The sequence below is a fragment of the Streptomyces sp. NPDC055815 genome (assembly GCF_053616475.1).
Genome location: NZ_JBSHDU010000006.1, coordinates 20,691 through 42,293, shown reverse-complemented (window position 1 = coordinate 42,293; position 21,603 = coordinate 20,691). Strand labels below are relative to the sequence as shown.

Annotated in this window: 21 protein-coding genes; 13 read left to right on the top strand and 8 right to left on the bottom strand. The window is 71.2% G+C overall.

The window, feature by feature from the left end; all coding sequences use genetic code 11:
* The first annotated feature begins 8 nt into the window (after positions 1-8).
* Positions 9-575, top strand: a complete 567-nt coding sequence (locus ACWGN5_RS06435) for a TetR/AcrR family transcriptional regulator (protein ID WP_453511852.1) — start codon at positions 9-11, stop codon at positions 573-575.
* An 86-nt stretch (positions 576-661) separates the two neighbouring features.
* Here the strand turns inward: ACWGN5_RS06435 and ACWGN5_RS06430 are convergent, their stop codons facing one another.
* The gene (locus ACWGN5_RS06430; protein WP_453511721.1) at positions 662-1,162 is read right to left on the bottom strand and encodes a M23 family metallopeptidase; all 501 of its coding nucleotides are present in this window, start codon (positions 1,160-1,162) and stop codon (positions 662-664) included.
* Positions 1,163-1,418: 256 nt separating this feature from the next.
* Here ACWGN5_RS06430 and rpsB point away from each other — a divergent pair, with 256 nt between their 5' ends.
* The 10 genes from rpsB to ACWGN5_RS06380 all read left to right on the top strand — a co-directional run bounded on the left by rpsB (position 1,419) and on the right by ACWGN5_RS06380 (position 11,896).
* Positions 1,419-2,291 carry a 30S ribosomal protein S2 gene (gene rpsB / locus ACWGN5_RS06425; protein ID WP_369146779.1) on the top strand — a complete coding sequence of 291 codons (873 nt, stop codon included), beginning with the start codon at positions 1,419-1,421 and terminating at the stop codon, positions 2,289-2,291.
* Positions 2,292-2,393: 102 nt separating this feature from the next.
* Positions 2,394-3,230, top strand: a complete 837-nt coding sequence (tsf, locus tag ACWGN5_RS06420; protein WP_369146780.1) for a translation elongation factor Ts — start codon at positions 2,394-2,396, stop codon at positions 3,228-3,230.
* 163 nt (positions 3,231-3,393) lie between these two features.
* A complete protein-coding gene (gene pyrH / locus ACWGN5_RS06415) occupies positions 3,394-4,158 on the top strand; it encodes a UMP kinase (protein ID WP_351189628.1) in 765 nt (254 codons plus the stop codon).
* Positions 4,159-4,252: 94 nt separating this feature from the next.
* Positions 4,253-4,810, top strand: a complete 558-nt coding sequence (gene frr, locus ACWGN5_RS06410; RefSeq protein WP_026057589.1) for a ribosome recycling factor — start codon at positions 4,253-4,255, stop codon at positions 4,808-4,810.
* Positions 4,810-5,916, top strand: coding sequence for a phosphatidate cytidylyltransferase (locus tag ACWGN5_RS06405; protein WP_453511720.1), 1,107 nt, complete (start codon positions 4,810-4,812; stop codon positions 5,914-5,916). The genes frr and ACWGN5_RS06405 overlap by 1 nt, the downstream gene beginning before the upstream one ends.
* 150 nt (positions 5,917-6,066) lie before the next feature.
* Positions 6,067-7,179: a 23S rRNA (adenine(2503)-C(2))-methyltransferase RlmN gene (gene rlmN / locus ACWGN5_RS06400; protein WP_453511718.1), complete on the top strand. Its 1,113-nt coding sequence runs from the start codon at positions 6,067-6,069 to the stop codon at positions 7,177-7,179.
* A gap of 219 nt (positions 7,180-7,398) precedes the next feature.
* Positions 7,399-8,493 carry a thiamine ABC transporter substrate-binding protein gene (locus ACWGN5_RS06395; protein ID WP_453511716.1) on the top strand — a complete coding sequence of 365 codons (1,095 nt, stop codon included), beginning with the start codon at positions 7,399-7,401 and terminating at the stop codon, positions 8,491-8,493.
* Positions 8,494-8,531: 38 nt separating this feature from the next.
* On the top strand, positions 8,532-10,148 hold the full coding sequence (locus ACWGN5_RS06390; protein WP_453511715.1) for an ABC transporter permease: 1,617 nt from the start codon (positions 8,532-8,534) through the stop codon (positions 10,146-10,148).
* Positions 10,148-11,170, top strand: coding sequence for an ABC transporter ATP-binding protein (locus tag ACWGN5_RS06385; RefSeq protein WP_453511714.1), 1,023 nt, complete (start codon positions 10,148-10,150; stop codon positions 11,168-11,170). Before ACWGN5_RS06390 ends, ACWGN5_RS06385 begins: the two co-directional genes overlap by 1 nt.
* A gap of 78 nt (positions 11,171-11,248) precedes the next feature.
* Entirely contained in the window at positions 11,249-11,896 is a 648-nt protein-coding gene (locus ACWGN5_RS06380; RefSeq protein WP_453511712.1) for a dihydrofolate reductase family protein, read from the top strand.
* 4 nt (positions 11,897-11,900) lie between these two features.
* Here the strand turns inward: ACWGN5_RS06380 and ACWGN5_RS06375 are convergent, their stop codons facing one another.
* The 6 genes from ACWGN5_RS06375 to ACWGN5_RS06350 all read right to left on the bottom strand — a co-directional run bounded on the left by ACWGN5_RS06375 (position 11,901) and on the right by ACWGN5_RS06350 (position 18,033).
* The gene (locus ACWGN5_RS06375; RefSeq protein WP_453511711.1) at positions 11,901-12,485 is read right to left on the bottom strand and encodes a hypothetical protein; all 585 of its coding nucleotides are present in this window, start codon (positions 12,483-12,485) and stop codon (positions 11,901-11,903) included.
* A gap of 318 nt (positions 12,486-12,803) precedes the next feature.
* Complete coding sequence (locus ACWGN5_RS06370) at positions 12,804-13,940, bottom strand: LOG family protein (protein ID WP_453511710.1); 1,137 nt, start codon at positions 13,938-13,940, stop codon at positions 12,804-12,806.
* A gap of 72 nt (positions 13,941-14,012) precedes the next feature.
* The gene (locus ACWGN5_RS06365; protein WP_453511709.1) at positions 14,013-15,161 is read right to left on the bottom strand and encodes a hypothetical protein; all 1,149 of its coding nucleotides are present in this window, start codon (positions 15,159-15,161) and stop codon (positions 14,013-14,015) included.
* A complete protein-coding gene (locus tag ACWGN5_RS06360; RefSeq protein WP_453511708.1) occupies positions 15,143-15,871 on the bottom strand; it encodes an ABC transporter ATP-binding protein in 729 nt (242 codons plus the stop codon). The genes ACWGN5_RS06365 and ACWGN5_RS06360 overlap by 19 nt, the downstream gene beginning before the upstream one ends.
* 291 nt (positions 15,872-16,162) lie before the next feature.
* Positions 16,163-17,542 (bottom strand): aspartate aminotransferase family protein, encoded by a 1,380-nt coding sequence (locus tag ACWGN5_RS06355; RefSeq protein WP_174518292.1) that lies wholly within the window; start codon positions 17,540-17,542, stop codon positions 16,163-16,165.
* Entirely contained in the window at positions 17,527-18,033 is a 507-nt protein-coding gene (locus ACWGN5_RS06350; protein ID WP_265864573.1) for an Lrp/AsnC family transcriptional regulator, read from the bottom strand. Before ACWGN5_RS06350 ends, ACWGN5_RS06355 begins: the two co-directional genes overlap by 16 nt.
* A gap of 190 nt (positions 18,034-18,223) precedes the next feature.
* On the opposite strand from ACWGN5_RS06350, the gene ACWGN5_RS06345 reads away from it, so the two are divergent.
* Positions 18,224-19,660 carry a gamma-aminobutyraldehyde dehydrogenase gene (locus tag ACWGN5_RS06345; protein ID WP_453511706.1) on the top strand — a complete coding sequence of 479 codons (1,437 nt, stop codon included), beginning with the start codon at positions 18,224-18,226 and terminating at the stop codon, positions 19,658-19,660.
* Between the two features lie 142 nt (positions 19,661-19,802).
* On the top strand, positions 19,803-20,966 hold the full coding sequence (locus ACWGN5_RS06340; RefSeq protein ID WP_453511705.1) for an ABC transporter substrate-binding protein: 1,164 nt from the start codon (positions 19,803-19,805) through the stop codon (positions 20,964-20,966).
* Between the two features lie 84 nt (positions 20,967-21,050).
* On the opposite strand, the gene ACWGN5_RS06335 is transcribed toward ACWGN5_RS06340, so the two are convergent.
* On the bottom strand, positions 21,051-21,548 hold the full coding sequence (locus ACWGN5_RS06335; protein ID WP_453511703.1) for a hypothetical protein: 498 nt from the start codon (positions 21,546-21,548) through the stop codon (positions 21,051-21,053).
* Positions 21,549-21,603: the final 55 nt, after the last annotated feature.

The following is a 21,603-nucleotide window of genomic DNA, read 5'->3' as shown; positions in this document are numbered from 1 at the left end:
CGGCCTCGGTGGCCGAGCACCGGACCATGCAGCGCGGCGCCCTCCTGGACGCCGCGCGTTCCCTGCTGTCCGAGGGGGGTACGGAGGCGCTGACCTTCCCCGCCCTCGCCGAGCGCACGGGCCTGGCCCGCTCGTCGGTCTACGAGTACTTCCGGTCGCGCGCCGCCGTCGTCGAAGAGCTCTGCGCCGTCGACTTCCCGGTCTGGGCGGCCGAGGTCGAGGCCGCCATGGCCGGCGCCGAGACGCCGCGCGGCAAGGTCGAGGCGTACGTCCGCACCCAGCTGGACCTCGTGGGGGACCGGCGCCACCGGGCCGTCGTCGCCATCTCGGCGAGCGAGCTGGACGACGGCGCCCGCGAGAAGATCCGCGCGGCCCACGGCGGCCTCGTCGCCATGATCGTCGAGGCCCTCGCCGCCCTGGGACAGCCCCAGCCCCGCCTCGGTGCCATGCTCCTCCAGGGCGTCGTCGACGCCGCCGTCCGCCGCATCGAACTCGGCGCGGCCGAAGACCCCACGGTGATCGCCGAGGCCGCGGTCACGATGGCCCTCCACGGAGCCGTCGGCCCCACGCCCTGACCCTCGCCCGGCCGCCGGCGGCCCTCCGCGGAGCCGCCGGCCCCACGCCCTGACCCTCGCCCGTCCGGCGCTGTCAGTGGCGCGGCCTACGTTCCGCCCATGCTCTTCATCTGGTCGTTCTCGTGGGACCAGGGCGCGTCCCGGGGGACGGGGAGGAGTCTTGAGGCGGGGCGGTGCGTCAGGGGGAGGGGGTTCAAGTACGTGTCGCCCTTCAGGAGGCCCCAGTGGAGGCAGCTCCTCGGGCAGTGGGGGTTCTCCGTGACCTCGGCGATCGGGGTGCCCGGTGAGACCCGGGTGCCCTGGGGGACCAGCGGGGTCACCGGGGTGAACGTCGTGCGGAGTGGGGGAGTGCCCGTGCCCGGGAGGGTGAGGGTGACCGCCCCGCGGCCGCCCACCGGGCCCGCGAACGTGACCGTGCCCGCCGCCGGTGCGAGGACCGGGGTGCCCGGCGGCGCGGCGAGGTCCACCCCGCGATGACCCGCGGCGTACGGGCCCGGCGGGGGCTCCCAGCCGCGCAGGATCTCCGGCGGGGGAGGGCCCACCGGCCAGAGGAGGGACAGCGTCGCGAGCAGGGTCAGCAGGTGCATGGGGAGAGGATTTCCCCGTCGCCCGGCTCGCGGCCGTCGGCGGCGAAATCTGTGGACCGCTCGCCCGCTGTGGACAGTGCCGTCACCCGGCGCTCCCGGGGTCCCGTACACTTCCTATGGCGACTCGGGTCACCGGGTCGACTTCGCACGCCCCGCCACCAGTCCTCGCGGCGGGTGGCAGCGCCTTTCGGTCCCTCTGGGGCATGGCGCGCCGGGGCGTCAGGAACACAAAACCGAGAAAACCAAGGAGATGGCCATGGCCGTCGTCACGATGCGGGAGCTGCTGGAGAGCGGCGTCCACTTCGGTCACCAGACCCGTCGCTGGAACCCGAAGATGAAGCGCTTCATCTTCACCGAGCGCAACGGCATCTACATCATCGACCTGCTCCAGTCGCTGTCGTACATCGACCGCGCCTACGAGTTCGTCAAGGAGACCGTCGCGCACGGCGGCTCCATCATGTTCGTCGGTACGAAGAAGCAGGCCCAGGAGGCCATCGCCGAGCAGGCGACGCGCGTCGGCATGCCGTACGTCAACCAGCGTTGGCTCGGTGGCATGCTCACCAACTTCTCCACCGTCTACAAGCGTCTGCAGCGCCTCAAGGAGCTCGAGCAGATCGACTTCGAGGACGTCGCCGCCTCGGGTCTCACCAAGAAGGAGCTCCTGGTCCTCTCCCGCGAGAAGGCCAAGCTGGAGAAGACCCTCGGTGGTATCCGCGAGATGCAGAAGGTGCCGAGCGCCGTCTGGATCGTCGACACCAAGAAGGAGCACATCGCCGTCGGTGAGGCGCGCAAGCTCCACATCCCGGTCGTCGCGATCCTCGACACCAACTGCGACCCCGACGAGGTCGACTACAAGATCCCGGGCAACGACGACGCGATCCGCTCCGTCACCCTGCTCACCCGCGTGATCGCCGACGCCGTCGCCGAGGGCCTCATCGCCCGCTCCGGCGCCGCGACCGGCGACTCGAAGCCGGGCGAGAAGGCCCAGGGCGAGCCGCTCGCCGAGTGGGAGCGCGACCTGCTCGAGGGTGAGAAGAAGGCCGACGAGGCCGCCGAGGCCCCCGCCGCCGAGGCCGCCCCGGCCGAGGCCGCCGCCGAGGCTCCGGCCGCGGACGCCGAGCAGGCCTGACCCTCCAGGACCTTCGGGTGACGACGGCGGGGGCCCACGAAGCCCCCGCCGTCCACCCGTGGACCCGCCCGATCTTTCAGACTTCGAGAGAGAAACAGACTCATGGCGAACTACACCGCCGCTGACGTCAAGAAGCTCCGCGAGCTCACCGGCGCCGGCATGATGGACTGCAAGAAGGCCCTGGACGAGGCCGACGGCAACGTCGACAAGGCCGTCGAGGCGCTCCGTATCAAGGGCCAGAAGGGCGTCGCCAAGCGCGAGGGCCGCTCTGCCGAGAACGGCGCCGTGGTCTCCCTCATCGCCGACGACAACACCTCCGGCGTCCTCGTCGAGCTGAAGTGCGAGACGGACTTCGTCGCCAAGGGTGACAAGTTCCAGGCCGTCGCCGCCCAGCTGGCCGAGCACGTCGCCGCCACCGCCCCGGCCGACCTGGAGGCCCTGCTCGCCTCCGAGATCGAGGCCGGCAAGACCGTCCAGGCGTTCGTCGACGAGGCCAACGCCAACCTCGGCGAGAAGATCGTCCTCGACCGCTTCGCGCAGTACGCCGACGGCTTCGTCTACGCGTACATGCACCGCACGATGCCCGACCTGCCGCCGCAGATCGGTGTCCTCGTCGAGTTCGACAAGGCCGACGCCGACGTCGCCAAGGGCATCGCCCAGCACATCGCCGCCTTCGCGCCGAAGTACCTCACCAAGGAAGACATTCCGGCCGAGGTCGTCGAGTCCGAGCGTCGCATCGCCGAGGAGACCACCCGCGCCGAGGGCAAGCCCGAGGCCGCGATCGCCAAGATCGTCGAGGGTCGCGTCAACGGCTTCTTCAAGGACGCCACGCTGCTCGGCCAGCCGTACGCCCTTGACAACAAGAAGTCCGTCCAGAAGGTCCTGGACGAGGCCGGTGTCACCCTGAAGCGCTTCACCCGCATCAAGGTCGGCATCTGAGTCCGTACGCAGACGCGACGGACACCGGACCCCGGTAGGGTCTGAGGCAGTCGTCCGCGCCCGCGCAGGACGACCGCAGATCTGACGAGGAGGCCATTGCCACACGGGATACCGCGAGGACCCAAGGCAATGGCCTCCTTCGTATGTGCACGAGGAGATCTCCATGAACCAGGGCGCCGTACAGGGCGACGACAACAACGGCAAGAAGGCCGGCCGCTACATGCTGAAGCTGTCCGGAGAAGCCTTCTCCGGCGGTACCGGCCTGGGCGTCGACCCCGATGTCGTGCACGCCATCGCGCGTGAGATCGCGGCCGTCGTCCGCGACGGCGCGGAGATCGCGGTGGTGATCGGCGGCGGCAACTTCTTCCGCGGCGCCGAACTCCAGCAGCGCGGCATGGACCGGGCCCGCTCCGACTACATGGGCATGCTCGGCACCGTGATGAACTGCCTCGCCCTCCAGGACTTCCTGGAGAAGGAGGGCATCGACTCACGCGTCCAGACCGCCATCACCATGGGCCAGGTCGCCGAGCCGTACATCCCGCTGCGCGCCGTGCGCCACCTGGAGAAGGGCCGCGTGGTCATCTTCGGTGCGGGCATGGGCATGCCGTACTTCTCCACGGACACCACCGCCGCCCAGCGCGCCCTGGAGATCGACGCCGAGGCCCTCCTCATGGGCAAGAACGGCGTGGACGGCGTCTACGACTCCGACCCGAAGCGCAACCCCGACGCGGTCAAGTTCGACGCCCTCGAGTACGGCGAGGTGCTGTCCCGCGACCTCAAGGTCGCCGACGCCACCGCCATCACCCTGTGCCGGGACAACAACCTCCCGATCCTCGTCTTCGAACTGCTCACCGAGGGCAATATCGCTCGCGCGGTGAAGGGTGAGAAGATCGGCACGCTCGTGAGCGACCAGGGCACCCGGGCCTGACCCGAACCGGGGAACCGCCCCGCAAGGGGATGGACAGAGCCCTGCCGGTCGTACACCGTGCAGGACACAACGCGACGACACGCAGGAGCAAGTGGTGATCGAAGAGACCCTCCTCGAGGCCGAGGAGAAGATGGAGAAGGCCGTCGTGGTCGCCAAGGAGGACTTCGCCGCGATCCGCACCGGCCGTGCGCACCCGGCGATGTTCAACAAGATCGTGGCCGACTACTACGGTGCCATCACGCCCATCAACCAGCTGGCGTCCTTCTCCGTCCCGGAGCCGCGCATGGCCGTGGTGACGCCGTTCGACAAGAGCGCGCTGCGCAACATCGAGCAGGCGATCCGGGACTCGGACCTCGGCGTCAACCCGAGCAACGACGGCAACATCATCCGCGTGGTGTTCCCCGAGCTGACCGAGGAGCGCCGCCGGGAGTACATCAAGGTCGCCAAGGGCAAGGCCGAGGACTCGAAGATCTCGATCCGCTCGGTGCGCCGCAAGGCCAAGGAGACCATCGACAAGCTCGTCAAGGACGGCGAGGTCGGCGAGGACGAGGGCCGCCGCGCCGAGAAGGAGCTCGACGACACCACCGCGAAGTACGTCGCGCAGGTGGACGAGCTGCTCAAGCACAAGGAAGCCGAGCTGCTCGAGGTCTGATGAACGACTCTTCCTGGGGGGCCCCGGCCGGTTCCGGCCGTGGGGGACCCGACCAGGGGCCTGCCCCGGCGGGTCCCGCATACGATCGGCATCAGGCGGCGCAGACTCGGCCCATGCCCATCGTGCCCGACGTTCCCGCCGGCGGATTCCAGGACGGTCACGGCCGGGGGGCCGCTCACCCGAGCGGTCCCCTGTTCCGTGACGAGACGCCGCACGAGCACCCGCAGGAGCCCATGTCCAGCCCCACCCCGCCTCCGCCGTCCGCGCCGTCCTCGGCGCCCCGGCAGAAGAAGAGCGCGGGCCGTGACCTGGGCGCGGCCATAGGGGTCGGGGTCGGTCTCGGTGCCGTCATCATCGCGTCGCTGTTCATCTGGAAGCCGGCGTTCGTCGGAGTGATAGCGGTCGCCGTGGTCGTCGGCCTGTGGGAGCTCACCTCCCGCCTCCAGGAGCGCAAGGCGATCAAGGCCCCGCTGGTGCCGCTCGCGGTCGGCGGCGCGGCGATGGTCGTCGCCGGCTACGTCCGGGGCGCCGAAGGTGCCTGGGTGGCGATGGCCCTGACGGCGCTCGCGGTGCTCGTCTGGCGGATGACGGAGCCTCCCGAGGGTTACCTGAAGGACGTCACGGCGGGCGTCTTCGCCGCGTTCTACGTGCCGTTCCTGGCGACGTTCGTGGCGATGCTGCTGACCGCGGACGACGGTCCGCAGCGGGTGCTGACCTTCCTGATCCTGACCGTGGTCAGCGACACCGGGGCGTACGCGATCGGCTGGCGCTTCGGCAAGCACAAGCTGGCCCCGCGGATCAGCCCCGGCAAGACCCGGGAGGGCCTGGTCGGCGCGGTGACGTTCGCCATGGCGGCGGGCGCGCTGTGCATGCAGTTCATGATCGACGACGGCGTCTGGTGGCAGGGCCTGATCCTCGGTCTCGCGGTGGCGGCGAGCGCGACGCTCGGCGACCTCGGCGAGTCCATGATCAAGCGCGACCTGGGCATCAAGGACATGGGCACGCTGCTCCCGGGCCATGGCGGCATCATGGACCGGCTGGACTCGCTGCTGCCCACGGCGCCGGTGGTGTGGCTGCTGATGGCGCTCTTCGTCGGAACCGGTTGACGGACAGCGGGTACTCTGGAAGGGCTCGTGGCGCGTGCGCTACGGGCCCTTCCGTCGTCCTCGCCGCCGCGAGGGCGCTCCAGTGAGGTCGCCTCTTCCCGCCGTCGCGGGGCTGTCCGGACCTCGTGCCGTCTGAGGAGACACCCGATCGTGGCCCGTCCCGTGCCCGGAGAACTCACTTTCGTCGCCCCCCGCGGAGCCAAGAAGCCGCCGCGGCACCTGGCCGACCTCTCGCCCGCCGAGCGGAAGGAGGCCGTCGCCGCGATCGGCGAGAAGCCGTTCCGCGCCAAGCAGCTGTCCACGCACTACTTCGCGCGGTACGCGCACGACCCCGCCGAGTGGACCGACATCCCGGCCGCCTCGCGGGAGAAGCTGGCCGGGGAGCTGCTGCCCGACCTGATGTCCGTGGTGCGGCACATCTCGTGCGACGACGACACCACCCGTAAGACCCTGTGGCGGCTGCACGACGGCACGCTCGTGGAGTCCGTGCTCATGCGCTACCCGGACCGGGTGACCATGTGCATCTCCTCGCAGGCCGGCTGCGGCATGAACTGCCCGTTCTGCGCGACCGGGCAGGCCGGCCTCGACCGGAACCTGTCGACCGCCGAGATCGTGCACCAGATCGTGGACGGCATGCGCTCCCTGCGCGACGGCGAGGTGCCCGGGGGACCGGCGCGTCTCTCCAACATCGTGTTCATGGGCATGGGCGAGCCGCTCGCCAACTACAAGCGGGTCGTCGGCGCCATCCGTCGCCTCACCGACCCCGAGCCGGACGGCCTCGGGCTCTCGCAGCGCGGCATCACCGTCTCCACCGTCGGCCTCGTCCCCGCGATGCTGCGCTTCGCCGACGAGGGCTTCAAGTGCCGGCTCGCCGTCTCGCTGCACGCCCCGGACGACGAGCTCCGCGACACCCTCGTGCCCGTCAACACCCGCTGGAAGGTCCGCGAGGTCCTCGACGCGGCCTGGGAGTACGCGGAGAAGTCCGGGCGCCGGATCTCCATCGAGTACGCCCTCATCCGGGACATCAACGACCAGGCCTGGCGTGGCGACCTGCTCGGCAAGCTGCTCAAGGGCAAGCGGGTGCACGTCAACCTGATCCCGCTGAACCCGACGCCCGGCTCGAAGTGGACGGCCTCCCGCCCCGAGGACGAGAAGGCCTTCGTCGAGGCGATCGCCCGCCACGGCGTGCCGGTGACCGTGCGCGACACCCGAGGTCAGGAGATCGACGGTGCCTGTGGACAGCTCGCGGCCGCCGAGCGCTGACCTTGTAGTCTGAGCTCGAACACATCTCCATATTCCGACAGGGGAGCGCCACAGCGCTGAGAGTGCGGTAACCGTAGACCGCAGACCCTCTGAACCTCGCCCAGGTCATTCTGGGTAGGAAGTTCGGTCGTAACTCAAGCTGTTGCGCCCTGCCCGCGTCCGGTCCGCCGGACGTGGGCAGGGCCGCGTCTCTTCCTGGTCACACCCAGGAGGAATCCAGTGAGCATCAAGAAGGCCGCCGCCGCCGCGCTCGTCGCGGCGCTCGGCATCACCAGTCTCGCCGCGTGCGGCACCGACGAGGTCCGGGGTTCGGCCGGCAAGACCGACCAGCCCGCGCCGAAGACGGTGACGCTGGTGAGCCACGACTCGTTCAACGCCTCCAAGGAGGTGCTCGCGGACTTCACCAAGCAGACCGGTTTCACGGTCAAGGTTCTGAAGAGCGGCGACGCCGGTGAGGCCGTCAACAAGGAGATCCTCACCAAGGGCTCCCCGCAGGGCGACGTCTTCTTCGGCGTCGACAACACCCTCCTCTCCCGCGCCCTCGACAACGGGATCTTCGTGCCGTACGAGGCGAAGGGCCTGGACCGGGTCCCCGCCGTGTACCAGCTCGACAAGGAGCACCGGGTCACCCCGATCGACTCCGGCGACATCTGCGTCAACTACGACAAGAAGTACTTCGCCGACAAGAAGCTGGCACCGCCGGTGACCTTCGACGACCTCGCGAAGCCGGAGTACAAGGACCTGCTCGTCGTCGAGAACCCCGAGCGGTCCTCCCCGGGCCTCGGCTTCCTCCTCGGCACCGCCGCCGAGTACGGCGACGAGGGCTGGCAGGACTACTGGAAGAAGCTCAAGGCCAACGGTGTGAAGACCGTCGACAGCTGGGAGCTCGCCTACAACCAGGAGTTCTCCGGCTCGGCCGGCGGCAAGCAGGCCAAGGGCGACCGGCCGCTGGTCGTCTCGTACGCCTCCAGCCCGCCCGTCGAGGTGCTGTACGGCGAGCCGCAGCCGAAGGTGGCGCCCACCGGGGTCTCCACCGGCACCTGCTTCCGGCAGACCGAGTTCGCGGGCCTGCTGAACGGGGCGAAGAACCCCGAGGGCGGCAAGGCGCTGATCGACTTCCTGATCTCCAAGGAGTTCCAGGAGGACATGCCGCTCCAGATGTTCGTCAACCCGGTGGCGAAGGACGCGGCCCTGCCGGAGCTCTTCACCAAGCACGGCGTCGTGATCGAGAAGCCGGAGACCATGGCGCCCGAGAAGATCGCCGAGAAGCGTGACCCGTGGATCCAGCAGTGGTCGTCGCTCGTACTGAAGTAAGGCGGGACGTCCGGGGGAGCGCGACGCGGCTGGGGCTGATGGCCCTGCCCGTCGCGTTCTTCGGGGTCTTCTTCGCCTGGCCCGTCGTGTCCATCGTGGACCGGGGGCTGCGGCCCGACGGCGCCTGGCGGTTCGGCCGGATCGGCGAGACGCTGAGCCGGCCGGACATCCTCGACGTGCTCGGCTTCACCGTGTGGCAGGCGCTCGCCTCCACCGGGCTCACCCTCCTGGTCGCGCTGCCCGGCGCGTACGTCTTCGCCCGCTTCGACTTCCCCGGCAAGAGCGTGCTGCGGGCCGTCGTCACCGTGCCGTTCGTGCTGCCGACCGTCCTCGTCGGCACCGCGTTCCTCGCGCTCGTCGGCCGGAACGGGCTCACCGACGAGCTGTGGGGGCTGCGCCTCGACACCAGCGTCTGGGCGATCCTCCTCGCGCACGTCTTCTTCAACTACGCCGTCGTCGTCCGCACCGTCGGCGGCCTCTGGTCGCAGCTCGACCCGCGCCAGGAGGAGGCCGCCCGGGTCCTCGGCGCCTCGCGCTGGACGGCCTGGCGGACGGTGACGCTGCCCGCGCTCGTGCCCGCGGTGGCGGCGGCCGCCCTGATGGTCTTCCTCTTCACCTTCACCTCCTTCGGCGTCGTGCAGATCCTCGGCGGGGAGGCGTACTCCACGCTGGAAGCCGAGATCTACCGGCAGACCGCCCGGCTGCTCGACCTGCCGACAGCCGCCGTGCTCACGCTCGTGCAGTTCGTGGCCGTCGGCCTGATCCTCGGCGTGCACGCCTGGACGGTACGGCGGCGCGAGACCGCGCTCCGGCTCGTACCGGCCGAATCGGCGGCGCGCCGGCCGCGCGGCGCCGGACAGTGGGCGCTGCTCGCGGGCGTCCTCGCCTCCGTGGCGCTGCTGATCCTGCTGCCACTGGGCGTCCTCGTCGAGCGGTCCTTCGCCGGACCGGACGGGTACGGGCTCGGCTACTACCGGGCGCTCGGCTCGCTCGACGAGTCCGGGACCTTCCTCGTCCCGCCCCTGGAGGCGATCGGGAACTCGCTGCGGTACGCGGTGGCCGCCACCGCCATCGCCGTGGCGATCGGCGGACTCGCGGCGGCGGCGCTCACCCGGCGGCGGGCCGGACGGCTCGTGCGGGGCTTCGACGCGCTGCTCATGCTGCCGCTCGGGGTCTCCGCCGTCACCGTCGGCTTCGGTTTCCTCATCACCCTCGACGAGCCGCCGTTCGACCTGCGGGCCAGCTGGATCCTCGTACCGCTCGCGCAGGCCCTGGTCGGCGTCCCCTTCGTCGTACGGACGATGCTGCCGGTGCTCCGCGCGGTGGACGAGAGGCTGCGGGAGGCGGCGGCCGTGCTCGGCGCCTCGCCGTGGCGGGCCTGGCGGGAGGTGGACCTGCCGCTGGTGCGGCGGGCGCTGCTCATCGCGGCCGGGTTCGCGTTCGCGGTGTCGCTCGGTGAGTTCGGCGCGACCGTCTTCATCGCCCGGCCCGAGAGCCCGACGCTGCCGGTGGCGGTGGCCCGGCTGCTCGGCCGGCCCGGCGCGCTCAACTACGGCCAGGCGATGGCCCTCTCGACGATTCTGATGGTGGTGTGCGCGGTGTCCCTGCTGCTGCTGGAACGGCTCCGCACCGACCGGACCTCCGGGGAGTTCTGATGCTTTCGATCGAGGCCGCGACCGTACGGTTCGGGGAGCGGGCCGTGCTCGACGCCGTGGACCTGGAGGTCGCCGAGCACGAGATCGTGTGCGTGCTCGGCCCCAGCGGCAGCGGCAAGTCCACGCTGCTGCGGTCCGTCGCCGGGCTCCAGGCGCTCGACGGCGGCCGGGTGCTGCTCGGCGGCGCCGACCAGGCCGGGGTGCCGGTGCACCGGCGGGGCGTCGGCCTGATGTTCCAGGACCACCAGCTGTTCCCGCAGCGGGACGTCGGCGGCAACGTCGCCTTCGGCCTGCGGATGCGGGGTGCCGGGAAGGCGGAGCAGGCCGAGCGGGTGCGGGAGCTGCTCGACCTCGTCGGCCTCCCCGGGGCCGAGCGGCGGTCCGTCGCCGCGCTCTCCGGCGGCGAGCAGCAGCGGGTGGCGCTCGCCCGGGCCCTGGCGCCCCGGCCCCGGCTCCTCATGCTCGACGAGCCGCTCGGCCAGCTCGACCGGGGGCTGCGGGAGCGGCTCGTCGTGGAGCTGCGGCAGCTCTTCGGGCGGCTCGGGACGACGGTCCTCGCCGTCACCCACGACCAGGGCGAGGCCTTCGCGCTCGCCGACCGCGTCGTCGTCATGCGGGACGGGCGGATCGCCCAGTCGGGGACGCCGGCCGACGTGTGGCGGCGGCCGGCGTCGGAGTTCGTGGCGCGGTTCCTCGGCTTCGACAACGTGGTGGCGGCGCGGGTGACCGGCGGGGTCGCGCAGACCGTGTGGGGGAAGATCCCGGTGCCCGACGGCTCGCCGGAGGGGGAGCGGCGGCTCCTCGTCCGCCCGGGCGGGGTACGGCTCGTGGAGCAGCGTCCGGTGTGGACGGTGGAATCCCGGACCTTCCGGGGCAGCCAGGTCCTCGTACGACTCCGGCCGGCCGAGGGCCCCGCCCTGGAGGCCGAGCTGCCGCTCCGGGAGGCGCCGGAGGAGGGCGCCGGGGTGGGCGTGGAGTTCCGGGCGGAGGACGTGGTGGTGCTGGGCGACGACACGCCGTAGCGCGGGGGCGATGAGTTTTCGCGGCCGGGGGAGTCTCCTTGGTGTTCGTCGTTTTTTCGACCATGCGGGAGGAAGACCGTGGGCCAGTTGCTCAGAGTCCAGAACTTCAACGTCTCCGCCGACGGATTCGGCGCCGGCGAGGGCCAGAGTCTGGAGCGGCCGTTCGGGCACGCCGATCCCGGGGAGATGTTCTCCTGGGCCGGCGCGACGGCCAGCTGGCCGATGCGGACCGATCCGGGCGGCAGCCGGGGCCTCGACGACTACCTGACGCGGGACTTCGCGCGGAACATCGGCGCCGAGATCATGGGCCGCAACAAGTTCTCCCCGCTGCGCGGGCCCTGGGAGAACGAGGACTGGCGCGGCTGGTGGGGGGACGAGCCGCCGTTCCACACGCCGGTCTTCGTGCTGACCCACCACCCGCGTCCGTCGTTCACGCTCTCCGACACGACGTTCCACTTCGTCGACGCGGACCCGGAGACGGTGCTCGGCATGGCGAAGGAGGCCGCGGGAGGCAAGGACGTCCGCCTCGGCGGCGGCGCCTCCACGATCCGGGAGTTCCTGGACGCCGACCTCGTCGACACGCTGCACGTGGCGGTCTCGCCGGTGAAGCTGGGCTCGGGGTCGCGGCTGTGGGAGTCGCCGGAGGAGCTGTTCGACCGCTTCCACTGCGATGTGGTGCCCAGTCCGGGCGGCCGGGTGACGCACTATCTGTTCTGGCGGAAGTGAGCGGCTAGCAGCGTACGCAGCTCCTCCGGGTCGCCCGCTGGTAGGCGTGGGTGACCCGGCCGAGGGCGAGGCCGTAGCCGCAGAAGCCTCCGTAGGCGACGGCGACCACCCAGGGGGCGTGGTCCGCCATGCCCACGCTGATCACGCCCGTCCACGCCAGCACGCCGAACGCGGCCAGGAAGGCGCCGAACGGGGCGAGCGCGCCCGCCCCGGCCCAACCGAGAGCGAGCAGCGGGAGCCGGGGCAGTGCCCGGCCCCAGGGACGGGTCAGCGCGAGCGCGAGGGCCATGCCTGCCAGGGCCAGGACTGCGGTGACGTCGACGCCGTGGTCGTACAGCCAGAGCCCGAGGTCGCTGGTGTACTCCGGGTCGGCGCCCGGGCGGCCGGTGCCCGTGTAGCCGGGGGTGACGCCCAGCGCCCAGAGCGTCTTCAGGACGGTGTACGGGACGAGGGCGCCGACCGCGACGAGACCGGCGCGGGAGGCGAGCCCGGTCTCCGCGATTCCGGGGCGGTGGCCGCGCCCGCCGCAGTACGGGCATGTGCCCAGGGCTCGGCGGCGGTGGGCCAGGGCCGCGCAGCCCCACAGCACCGCGCCCAGGGCCGCGGCCGGGGTCGGCGGGAGCCGGTGGAGGTCTGGGGGCGCCCACGCGCCGTGTGGCGCCCGCGCCGGGCTGGGCGGTGCCCCGGCCCACCGCCGTGTGGGCAATCGTCCCGCTGGGGCGGGACGGGTGGGCACACGGGACGGCGCGCTCTCGCGGCGCCTCCGCGTTCCGCGCCTGGAGCCGCACCCCGTGTACCGAGCTGGTGGTGCGGGTTCAGGCGCGGGAGCCTCTGGCGCCGGCAAGGGCGCCGTTCCGTTGTGCCCACCCGTTCCGCCCCGGCGGAACGCATGCCCACAACGGGGGGGCTACGCCCCCAGGCGTTTCAGCGCCTCCGGGGCCTCGTCGATGGAGTCCACCAGGGCGATCCGCGCTGCCATCGGGCGGCCGGTCGCGAGGGATTCCAGGAGGGGCCAGGCCGGGAGGTGGGTGGTCCAGTGGGCGCGGTTCACCAGGACCATCGGGGTCGGGGTCCCCCGGGAGCCGTAGTAGTTCGGGGTCGCGTTGTCGAAGATCTCCTGGACCGTGCCCGCCGCGCCCGGCAGGAAGACGATGCCCGCCGTCGAGCGGGCGAGCAGCCCGTCCTCCCGGGTGGCGTTCGCGAAGTACTTGGCGATGTGCGCGGCGAACGGGTTCGGCGGCTCGTGGCCGTAGAACCAGGTCGGGATGCCGACCGAGTCCCCGCCGCGCGGCCACAGGGCCCGTACCGCGAAAGCCGCCCGCGCCCAGTCCGTCACCGACGGGGTGAAGGACGGGGCCCTGGCGAGGAGGTCCAGCGAGGAGGCGAGGGCCTCGTCCCCGTGGGGCGCCAGGTACGCGCCGAGGTTCGCGGCCTCCATCGCGCCCGGTCCGCCGCCGGTCGCCACGGTGTGCCCGGCGCGGGCCAGGGTCCTGCCGAGCCGGGCGGCACCCGCGTACGCCTCGGTGCCCCGGCCCATCGCGTGCCCGCCCATGACGCCGACGACCCGGGCCCCGTCGAGGTGTTCGTCGAGGGCGTCGGAGACGGCGTCGTCGTGGAGGGAGCGGAGCATCGAGGCGAGGATGTCGCCGTCGGCCCTGGTCCGGCCGAACCACGCGTACGCGAGGAAGTCGGGCGTCGACTCGTACCCGGTCTCGGCGATCCCCGCGAAGAGTTCCTCGGGGGTGTAGAGCCTGGCCCGGTACGGGTCGAAGGGCAGCTCGGGGACGGGCGGGAAGACGAGGGCCCCGTCGGCGCGGACCTTGGCGGCGGCCTCCGGCTCCATGGGGCAGCCGAGGAAGACGGCATCGGCGGTGACGGCGGTGAGCAGGGCGAAGGTCCGGCCGGTGAGGTCGAGCGACTGGATCCGGTGTCCGGCGAGCGAGCCGGGGCGGGCGAGCGCCGCGTCGAACTCGGCGAGGGTGTGGATCTCGCGTCCGTGCCCGCGCGGTCCGGGCGGGCGGTGTGCCGGGGGAAGCGTCGCCATGGGCCCACGATAGGGGCCGCCGTGACGGGCGGCCCCTCGTGGCACCGCTCCCCGATCCGGCCTACGGAGCGCTCAGCCCGTCAGCGGCAGCGCCGCCATTTCCGCCACCGCCCAGGTCAGCGGCGCGAAGACGGCGAACAGCGCGCCCGCGCGCAGCAGAGCCGCCGTGCGCAGGACCGTGGGCGGGGCGCCGATGCGGAGGAGGGCCTCGGTGGTGTGGGCGCGGCCCTGCCGGGACTCCAGCGCGGCGGTCAGGAGGCTCGCGGTGGTGCAGGCCAGGATCAGGGAGGCGCCGAGGCCGGTGAGCGGGCCGAAGGAGTCGGCGCCGTCCGCCGCGTACAGCTCCGACGCCGCGAGGAGGCCGGAGAGCACCGCGCTGACCACGCCGAGGGGCCGGCCGATACGGCGGGACTCGTCCATCAGGACGCGGCCCGCGAGCAGCCGCGTGGCGCCCGGCCGGACGGCCTGGAGGAGCCGGCCGCAGCCGTACGTGAGGCCCGGGCCCGCCATGGCGAGGCCGACGGCGGTGAGGACCCAGCCGGCGAGGACGCCCGCCGGGTTGCCGTCGAAGCCGCCCGGCAGCGGAAGCCCGCTCCGGGAGTCGCCCTGGGCCGCGTACGTCTCGATCGCGAGGCCGATCGCGACGAGGGCGATCCCCCAGGGCAGCCCGGACGGCATCGTCTTCTCGGCGCCTTCGGGCGCGGCGGGCGCGGTGCGGGGGCGCAGTGCGAGGCCGGCCGCGGTGGCGGCGACGACCGGCAGGACGGCCAGCAGGGTGAGGGCGGCGGCGAGCGGGATCGGCTGGTCGGCGGCGAGGAGCTCGGCGGCGGCCCCGTCGAAGGGCAGGCCGGTGATGTCACCGCGCAGGTGCAGATAGAACAGGAGCGCGACCGTGGAGCCCAGCGTGCAGGCGACGGCCGTCGAGGCGGCGGCGATGGCGGTGAGCCGGGCGGGGCCGAGGCCGACGGCGGAGAGTCCGGGGCGGGGCCGGGTGCTGGGGTCGGTGCGGGCCACGGCGACGGCGAACTGGACGGTGGCGGCGAGCGGCAGGGCGCACCAGAGCAGCCGCAGCACCGAGGTCGAGGACCGGTCCGGGTGTCCGACGGCGTATCCGAGGGTGCAGAGCAGGAGGAAGCCCACCCCCGCGGCCGCCGCGGCGACGAGGAGCCGGCGCGTGAGGACGAGGGGGTGGGTCCCGCGGGCTAGACGGAGAGCGAGCACGCGGCGACGCCCTCCGCCCCTGACGCCGGGGGTACGGCGCCGACCCGGCGTCCGTCGAGCAGGGTGACGGTGCGGTCGGCGAGCGCGGCGACCTCGCCGTCGTGGGTGGCGAGGAGCACGGTGATGCCGTGGGAGCGGGCCGCTGCCGTCAGTGTGCGCAGGACCTGCGCGCCGTCGGCCCGGTGCAGGGTGGCGGTGGGTTCGTCGGCGAAGAGGACCGACGGGGTGGTGACCAGGGCGCGGGCGATCGCGATGCGCTGGCGCTGGGAGTGGGTGAGGGCGTGCGGCCGCTTGCGGGCGCAGCCGCCGATGTCGAGCCGCTCCAGCCATTCCGTGGCGGTGGTCTTCGCGGCCCGGTGGGAGGTCCCGCGGAGCAGCAGGGGCAGGGCGGTGTTCTCCCAGCCGGTGAGCTCGGGGACGAGGCCGGGCTCGGGGTCGATCCAGCCGAAGCGGTCGCGGCGGAGCCGTTCGCGCTGGGCGGGGCCCAGGGTGTGCACGGGGCCGCTGTTGAACCAGACCTCGCCGCGCTGGGCGACGAGCTGGCCGGAGAGGCAGCGCAGGAGGGTGGTCTTGCCGCTGCCGCGGGGGCCGACGACGGCGAGGATCTCGCCTTCGCGGACGCCGAGGGAGACGCCGCTGAGGGCGTCCGAACCGCCCAGTTCGCAGTGCAGGGAACGCGCCCAGAGCACGTCGTTGTCCGGTGGGGCCATCGCGTACACCTCGATGTCGGATCCGATACTCGCCTTCCCCCGTCCGGGGGAACGAAGGGACGGGCCTGTCGGTCACTCGGCACCGTAAGGATTCAGATCCGGTTGTACGGACAGCACACGGCCCGGGCAGCCGCCATCCACTCGGATGGCGGCATACCCGGGCCGTGGGGGTCACGCCGTGAGGGCGGCGTGATGCTGGGGGGACCGCCGTGGTTCGGTCCTTACAGCGTCCTGTTCGCAGCGTCCTGCTCGCAGCTTCGTGCTCGCAGCTCGGTGCTTACAGCTCGGTGCTCAGAGCTTGGTCCACGCCTCGGTGAGCACGTTGCGCAGGATGCCCTCGATCTCGTCGAAGGTGCCCTGGTCGGCGATCAGCGGCGGGGCCAGCTGGATGACCGGGTCGCCACGGTCGTCGGCGCGGCAGTACAGGCCGGCGTCGTACAGCGCCTTGGAGAGGAAGCCGTACAGGACGCGCTCCACCTCCTCGTCGTTGAAGGACTCCTTGGTGGCCTTGTCCTTGACGAGCTCGATGCCGTAGAAGAAGCCGTTGCCGCGGACGTCGCCGACGATCGGCAGGTCGTGCAGCTTCGACAGCGTCGAGTAGAAGGCGCCCTCGTTGTCCAGCACGTGCTGGTTGAGGCCTTCCTTGTCGAAGATGTCGAGGTTGGCGATGGCGACCGCCGACGACACCGGGTGGCCACCGAAGGTGTAGCCGTGCAGGAAGGTGTTGTCGCCCTTGTAGAACGGCTCGGCGATGCGGTCCGAGACGATGCAGGCACCGATCGGGGAGTAGCCCGAGGTCATGCCCTTGGCGCAGGTGATCATGTCCGGCACGTAGCCGAACTTGTCACAGGCGAACATCGTGCCGAGGCGGCCGAAGGCGCAGATCGTCTCGTCGGAGACGAGCAGCACGTCGTACTGGTCGCAGATCTCGCGGACGCGCTGGAAGTAGCCGGGCGGCGGCGGGAAGCAGCCACCGGCGTTCTGCACCGGCTCCAGGAAGACGGCCGCGACGGTCTCGGGGCCCTCGAAGAGGATCTGCTGCTCGATCTGGTCGGCGGCCCAGCGGCCGAAGGCCTCGGGGTCGTCGCCGTGGATCGGGGCGCGGTAGATGTTGGTGTTCGGCACCTTGTGCGCGCCGGGGACCAGCGGCTCGAAGGGGGCCTTCAGGGCCGGCAGACCGGTGATGGACAGGGCGCCCTGCGGGGTGCCGTGGTAGGCGACCGCACGCGAGATGACCTTGTACTTGGTGTGCTTGCCCTGCAGCTTGAAGTACTGCTTGGCGAGCTTCCAGGCGGTCTCGACGGCCTCGCCGCCACCGGTGGTGAAGAAGACCTTGTTGAGGTCGCCCGGGGCGTAGTCCGCGAGGCGCTCGGCGAGCTCCACGGCCTTGGGGTGCGCGTACGACCACACGGGGAAGAACGCGAGCTCCTGGGCCTGCTTGTACGCGACCTCGGCCAGCTCCTGGCGGCCGTGTCCGGCGTTGACCACGAAGAGACCCGCGAGACCGTCGAGGTAGCGCTTGCCCTTGTCGTCGAAGATGTAGGTGCCCTCACCACGCACGATGGTGGGGACGGGGTTGTTCTCGTAGGACGACATGCGGGTGAAGTGCATCCACAGGTGGTCGTACGCGGTCTTGGACAGGTCCTGGGTCACGGTTATCGAGTTCCCCACATATAGGTCTGCTTCTTGAGCTTGAGGTAGACGAAGCTCTCCGTGGAGCGCACGCCGGGGAGTGTGCGGATGCGCTTGTTGATCACATCCAGCAGGTGATCGTCGTCCTCACAGACGATCTCCACCATCAGGTCGAAGGAGCCCGCGGTCATCACCACGTACTCGCATTCGGCCATGGCCGTCAGTGCGTCCGCTACCGGATCCAGGTCACCCTCGACGTTGATGCCGACCATCGCCTGCCGCCGGAATCCCACGGTGAGCGGGTCGGTGACGGCGACGATCTGCATGACGCCCTGGTCGAGCAGCTTCTGGACGCGTTGCCTCACGGCTGCTTCGGAGAGGCCGACGGCCTTTCCGATCGCCGCGTAGGGACGGCGTCCGTCCTGCTGGAGCTGTTCGATGATCGCCAGGGAGACGGCATCGATCGTCGGGGACGAACCGGTTCCGGTTCTGGAGTCTGTGCTTCGACTGGCCACGACTTCACTGTGCACCGAGATTGTCCGTCGTGCAAGCCCAGAGCGATGAAATTCGTTGTGACGGGCTCCAGATCTTGCTGAATCCGAAGTTGAGGGGGGTCGGGGCTGTTGAAAGCGTCTGTCGAGCGATTAGGCTGAGGTGTCTCGCCCATCGGGACCCCGCACAAGGACGTGCGAAGACAGAACGTGACAGGAGGGGTGGCAAGTGACCACCGAGCTGCGCCGGCTGCGTAACTACATCAACGGGGAGTTCCGCGACGCGGCCGACGGCCGCACCATCGAGGTGGTCAACCCGGCCACCGGCGAGGTGTACGCCACCTCCCCGCTCTCCGGGCAGGCCGACGTCGACGCCGCCATGGAGGCCGCGGCGGCCGCCTTCCCCGCCTGGCGTGACAGCACGCCGTCCGAGCGCCAGAAGGTGCTCCTCAAGATCGCCGACGCCTTCGAGGAGCGGGCCGAGGAGCTCGTCGCCGCCGAGGTCGAGAACACCGGCAAGCCGGTCGCTCTCACCGCGAGCGAGGAGATCCCGCCGATGGTGGACCAGATCCGCTTCTTCGCGGGTGCCGCCCGGATGCTCGAGGGCAAGTCCGCCGGCGAGTACATGGAGGGCATGACCTCCATCATCCGCCGCGAGCCGGTCGGCGTCTGCGCGCAGGTCGCGCCGTGGAACTACCCGATGATGATGGCCGTGTGGAAGTTCGCCCCGGCCCTCGCCGCGGGCAACACCGTCGTCCTCAAGCCCTCGGACACGACCCCCGCGTCGACCGTCCTGATGGCCGAGATCATCGGCCAGATCGTCCCCAAGGGCGTCTTCAACGTCGTCTGCGGCGACCGCGAGACCGGCAAGGCCATGGTCGAGCACCCGACCCCGGCGATGGCCTCCATCACCGGCTCGGTCCGCGCCGGCATGCAGGTCGCCGAGTCGGCGGCCAAGGACGTCAAGCGCGTCCACCTGGAGCTGGGCGGCAAGGCCCCGGTCGTCGTCTTCGAGGACACCGACATCGAGGCCGCCGTCGGCGACATCTCGGTCGCGGGCTTCTTCAACGCCGGCCAGGACTGTACGGCCGCGACCCGTGTCCTCGTGCACGAGTCCATCCACGACGAGTTCGTCGCCGCCCTCGCCAAGGCCGCCGCCGAGACGAAGACCGGCCAGCCGGACGACGAGGACGTGCTGTACGGCCCGCTCAACAACGCCAACCAGCTGAAGCAGGTCACCGGCTTCATCGACCGTCTCCCGGCCCACGCCAAGGTCGAGGCCGGCGGTCACCGCGTCGGTGACAAGGGTTACTTCTACGCCCCGACCGTCGTCTCCGGCCTCAAGCAGGACGACGAGATCGTCCAGAACGAGGTCTTCGGCCCGGTCATCACCGTCCAGTCCTTCACGGACGAGGCCCAGGCCCTGGAGTTCGCGAACGGCGTCGAGTACGCCCTCGCCTCCTCCGTCTGGACCAAGGACCACGCGCGCGCGATGCGCATGTCCAAGGCCCTCGACTTCGGCTGCGTGTGGATCAACACCCACATCCCGCTCGTCGCCGAGATGCCCCACGGCGGCTACAAGAAGTCCGGCTACGGCAAGGACCTCTCCTCCTACGGCTTCGAGGACTACACGCGCATCAAGCACGTCATGACCTCTCTGGGCTGATCCCCCCAGCCCCCCGCGCGGCCCCGGCACCCATGATCGACAGGGTGTCGGGGCCGCGCTCCGTCGCTCGACGGACCGTCCATTGCCGCAGGTCGCGGCGGGCCGGGATGCTGCTCGGGTGAGAGCGACAGCCAGGAAACACGTGTCCCGCCGGTCCCTCCTCCGCGGCATCGGCGGCGCCGGGGCCGCGACCCTGCTCGCCGGCTGCGGGGTCCCCGCCGCCTACGTCGAGGAGGGCGAGCGGTCGGGCCGGGACCTCTCGGCGCGCGACCGGACGCTCGAATTCGCCAACTGGCCGCTGTACATCGACACCGACGACGAGGACACCTCGAAGCGGCCCACCCTGGACGCCTTCCGCGGTCGGACCGGGATCTCCGTCCGGTACACCGAGGAGATCAACGACAACGACGAGTTCTTCGGCAAGATCAGCCCGTCCCTGATGAACCACCAGGAGACCGGGCGCGATCTGATCGTCGTCAGCGACTGGATGGCCGCCCGCTTCGTCCGCCTCGGCTGGGTCCAGGAGATGGACCGCGCCGCCCAGCCGAACGTCGCGAAGCACCTCGACCCGCAGCTCGCCGAGCCCGCCTTCGACCCCGGCCGGCGGCACAGCGTGCCCTGGCAGTCCGGGATCACCGGCATCGCGTACAACCGCAGGAAGCTCGGCAGGGAACTGCGCTCCACCAAGGAACTGTGGGCCGACGACCTGCGCGGCAAGGTCACCCTGCTCTCCGGCCTCGACGAGTCCATGGCGCTGCTCCTGATGGGCAACGGCGTCGACGTGTCCCGCTGGACCGGCGACGACTTCCACGCCCTGTGCGAGCAGGTCGAGGGGCTCGTCCGGACCAAGCACATCCGGCGCTTCACCGGCAACGACTACATCAAGGACCTGTCCACCGGCGACGTCCTCGCCTGCCAGGCCTACTCCGGCGACGTCATCCAGCTCCAGGCCGACAACCCGGACATCGAGTTCGTCGTGCCCGAGGAGGGCGCCGAACTGTGGGCCGAGTCCCTCATGATCCCCAACCTCGCCCAGCACAAGTCCAACGCCGAGAAGCTCGTCGACTACTACTACGAGCCCGAGGTCGCCGCCGAACTCGCCGCCTGGGTCAACTACGTCTGCCCGGTCCCGGCCGCCCAGAACGTCCTCGCCGACTCCGGCGACGAGGAACTCGTGGCCCTCGCCGAGGACCCGCTGATCTTCCCGGACACCGCCATGCGCGACCGCCTGACCATCGCCCGGGACATCACGGCCGAGGAGCGCCCGGAGTTCGCGAAGAGGTGGAACTCGATCGTCGGGCTGTGAGTGCGGCGGGATGCGGTGCGGTGAGCGTGTCTCGGCGCGCGAGGCGGGGTCCTACGGGGTCACCGCATCCCACCGGTCTTCGTGTCAGCGCTCAAAGGTGTGCCGCGCGGGCCACTCGGGGAACCAGTCGGTCTCGATCTCGCCGCGGAAGACGCCGGTGAGCCAGGAGACGACGTCGAGATCGGTCACATGCCAATCCGCCCACCCTCGCCGGAATGCGGAGACGGTCCAACTCGCGGCACCGTCGGAACCCGGTACCAGGAACAGCTGGTCGCCTTCCACCGTGTGGCCCCAGTAGAGCATCCCCCCTGCGGACGGGAGCACGGGATCCACGATCGTCCGAGAGTTCCTCTCGCTGACGTATCGACTCATCCACTCCCCCTTCTCCCTCATCGTGCGCGGGCCGTAGACGAACAGGAAGTCGTCGATCAGGGTGTCCCCGTAGAGGCCCGACACCGCCTTCACGTCGTCGGGGAGCTCAACATGCCAATCGCGTTCCACCTGGCTCAGGCTCGATGCCTCCGGCCAGGGGAACGGGCCCAGGGTGTCGCACAACGCGCGTGTGTCCGGTTGCATTTCCATGGCCCTTCCGGATCGGCCGGCTTGTTCTCTCCCGGGAGGGTACGCCGGTGCTGCC

Excerpts from the sequence above, each read along its gene's own strand:
- ACWGN5_RS06430 (WP_453511721.1), bottom strand. The coding sequence starts at position 1,162 with ATGCACCTGCTGACCCTGCTCGCGACGCTGTCCCTCCTCTGGCCGGTG.
- rpsB (WP_369146779.1), top strand. The coding sequence starts at position 1,419 with ATGGCCGTCGTCACGATGCGGGAGCTGCTGGAGAGCGGCGTCCACTTC.
- tsf (WP_369146780.1), top strand. The coding sequence starts at position 2,394 with ATGGCGAACTACACCGCCGCTGACGTCAAGAAGCTCCGCGAGCTCACC.
- pyrH (WP_351189628.1), top strand. The coding sequence starts at position 3,394 with ATGAACCAGGGCGCCGTACAGGGCGACGACAACAACGGCAAGAAGGCC.
- ACWGN5_RS06405 (WP_453511720.1), top strand. The coding sequence starts at position 4,810 with ATGAACGACTCTTCCTGGGGGGCCCCGGCCGGTTCCGGCCGTGGGGGA.
- ACWGN5_RS06390 (WP_453511715.1), top strand. The coding sequence starts at position 8,532 with ATGGCCCTGCCCGTCGCGTTCTTCGGGGTCTTCTTCGCCTGGCCCGTC.
- ACWGN5_RS06385 (WP_453511714.1), top strand. The coding sequence starts at position 10,148 with ATGCTTTCGATCGAGGCCGCGACCGTACGGTTCGGGGAGCGGGCCGTG.
- ACWGN5_RS06370 (WP_453511710.1), bottom strand. The coding sequence starts at position 13,940 with ATGGCGACGCTTCCCCCGGCACACCGCCCGCCCGGACCGCGCGGGCAC.
- ACWGN5_RS06360 (WP_453511708.1), bottom strand. The coding sequence starts at position 15,871 with ATGGCCCCACCGGACAACGACGTGCTCTGGGCGCGTTCCCTGCACTGC.
- ACWGN5_RS06335 (WP_453511703.1), bottom strand. The coding sequence starts at position 21,548 with ATGGAAATGCAACCGGACACACGCGCGTTGTGCGACACCCTGGGCCCG.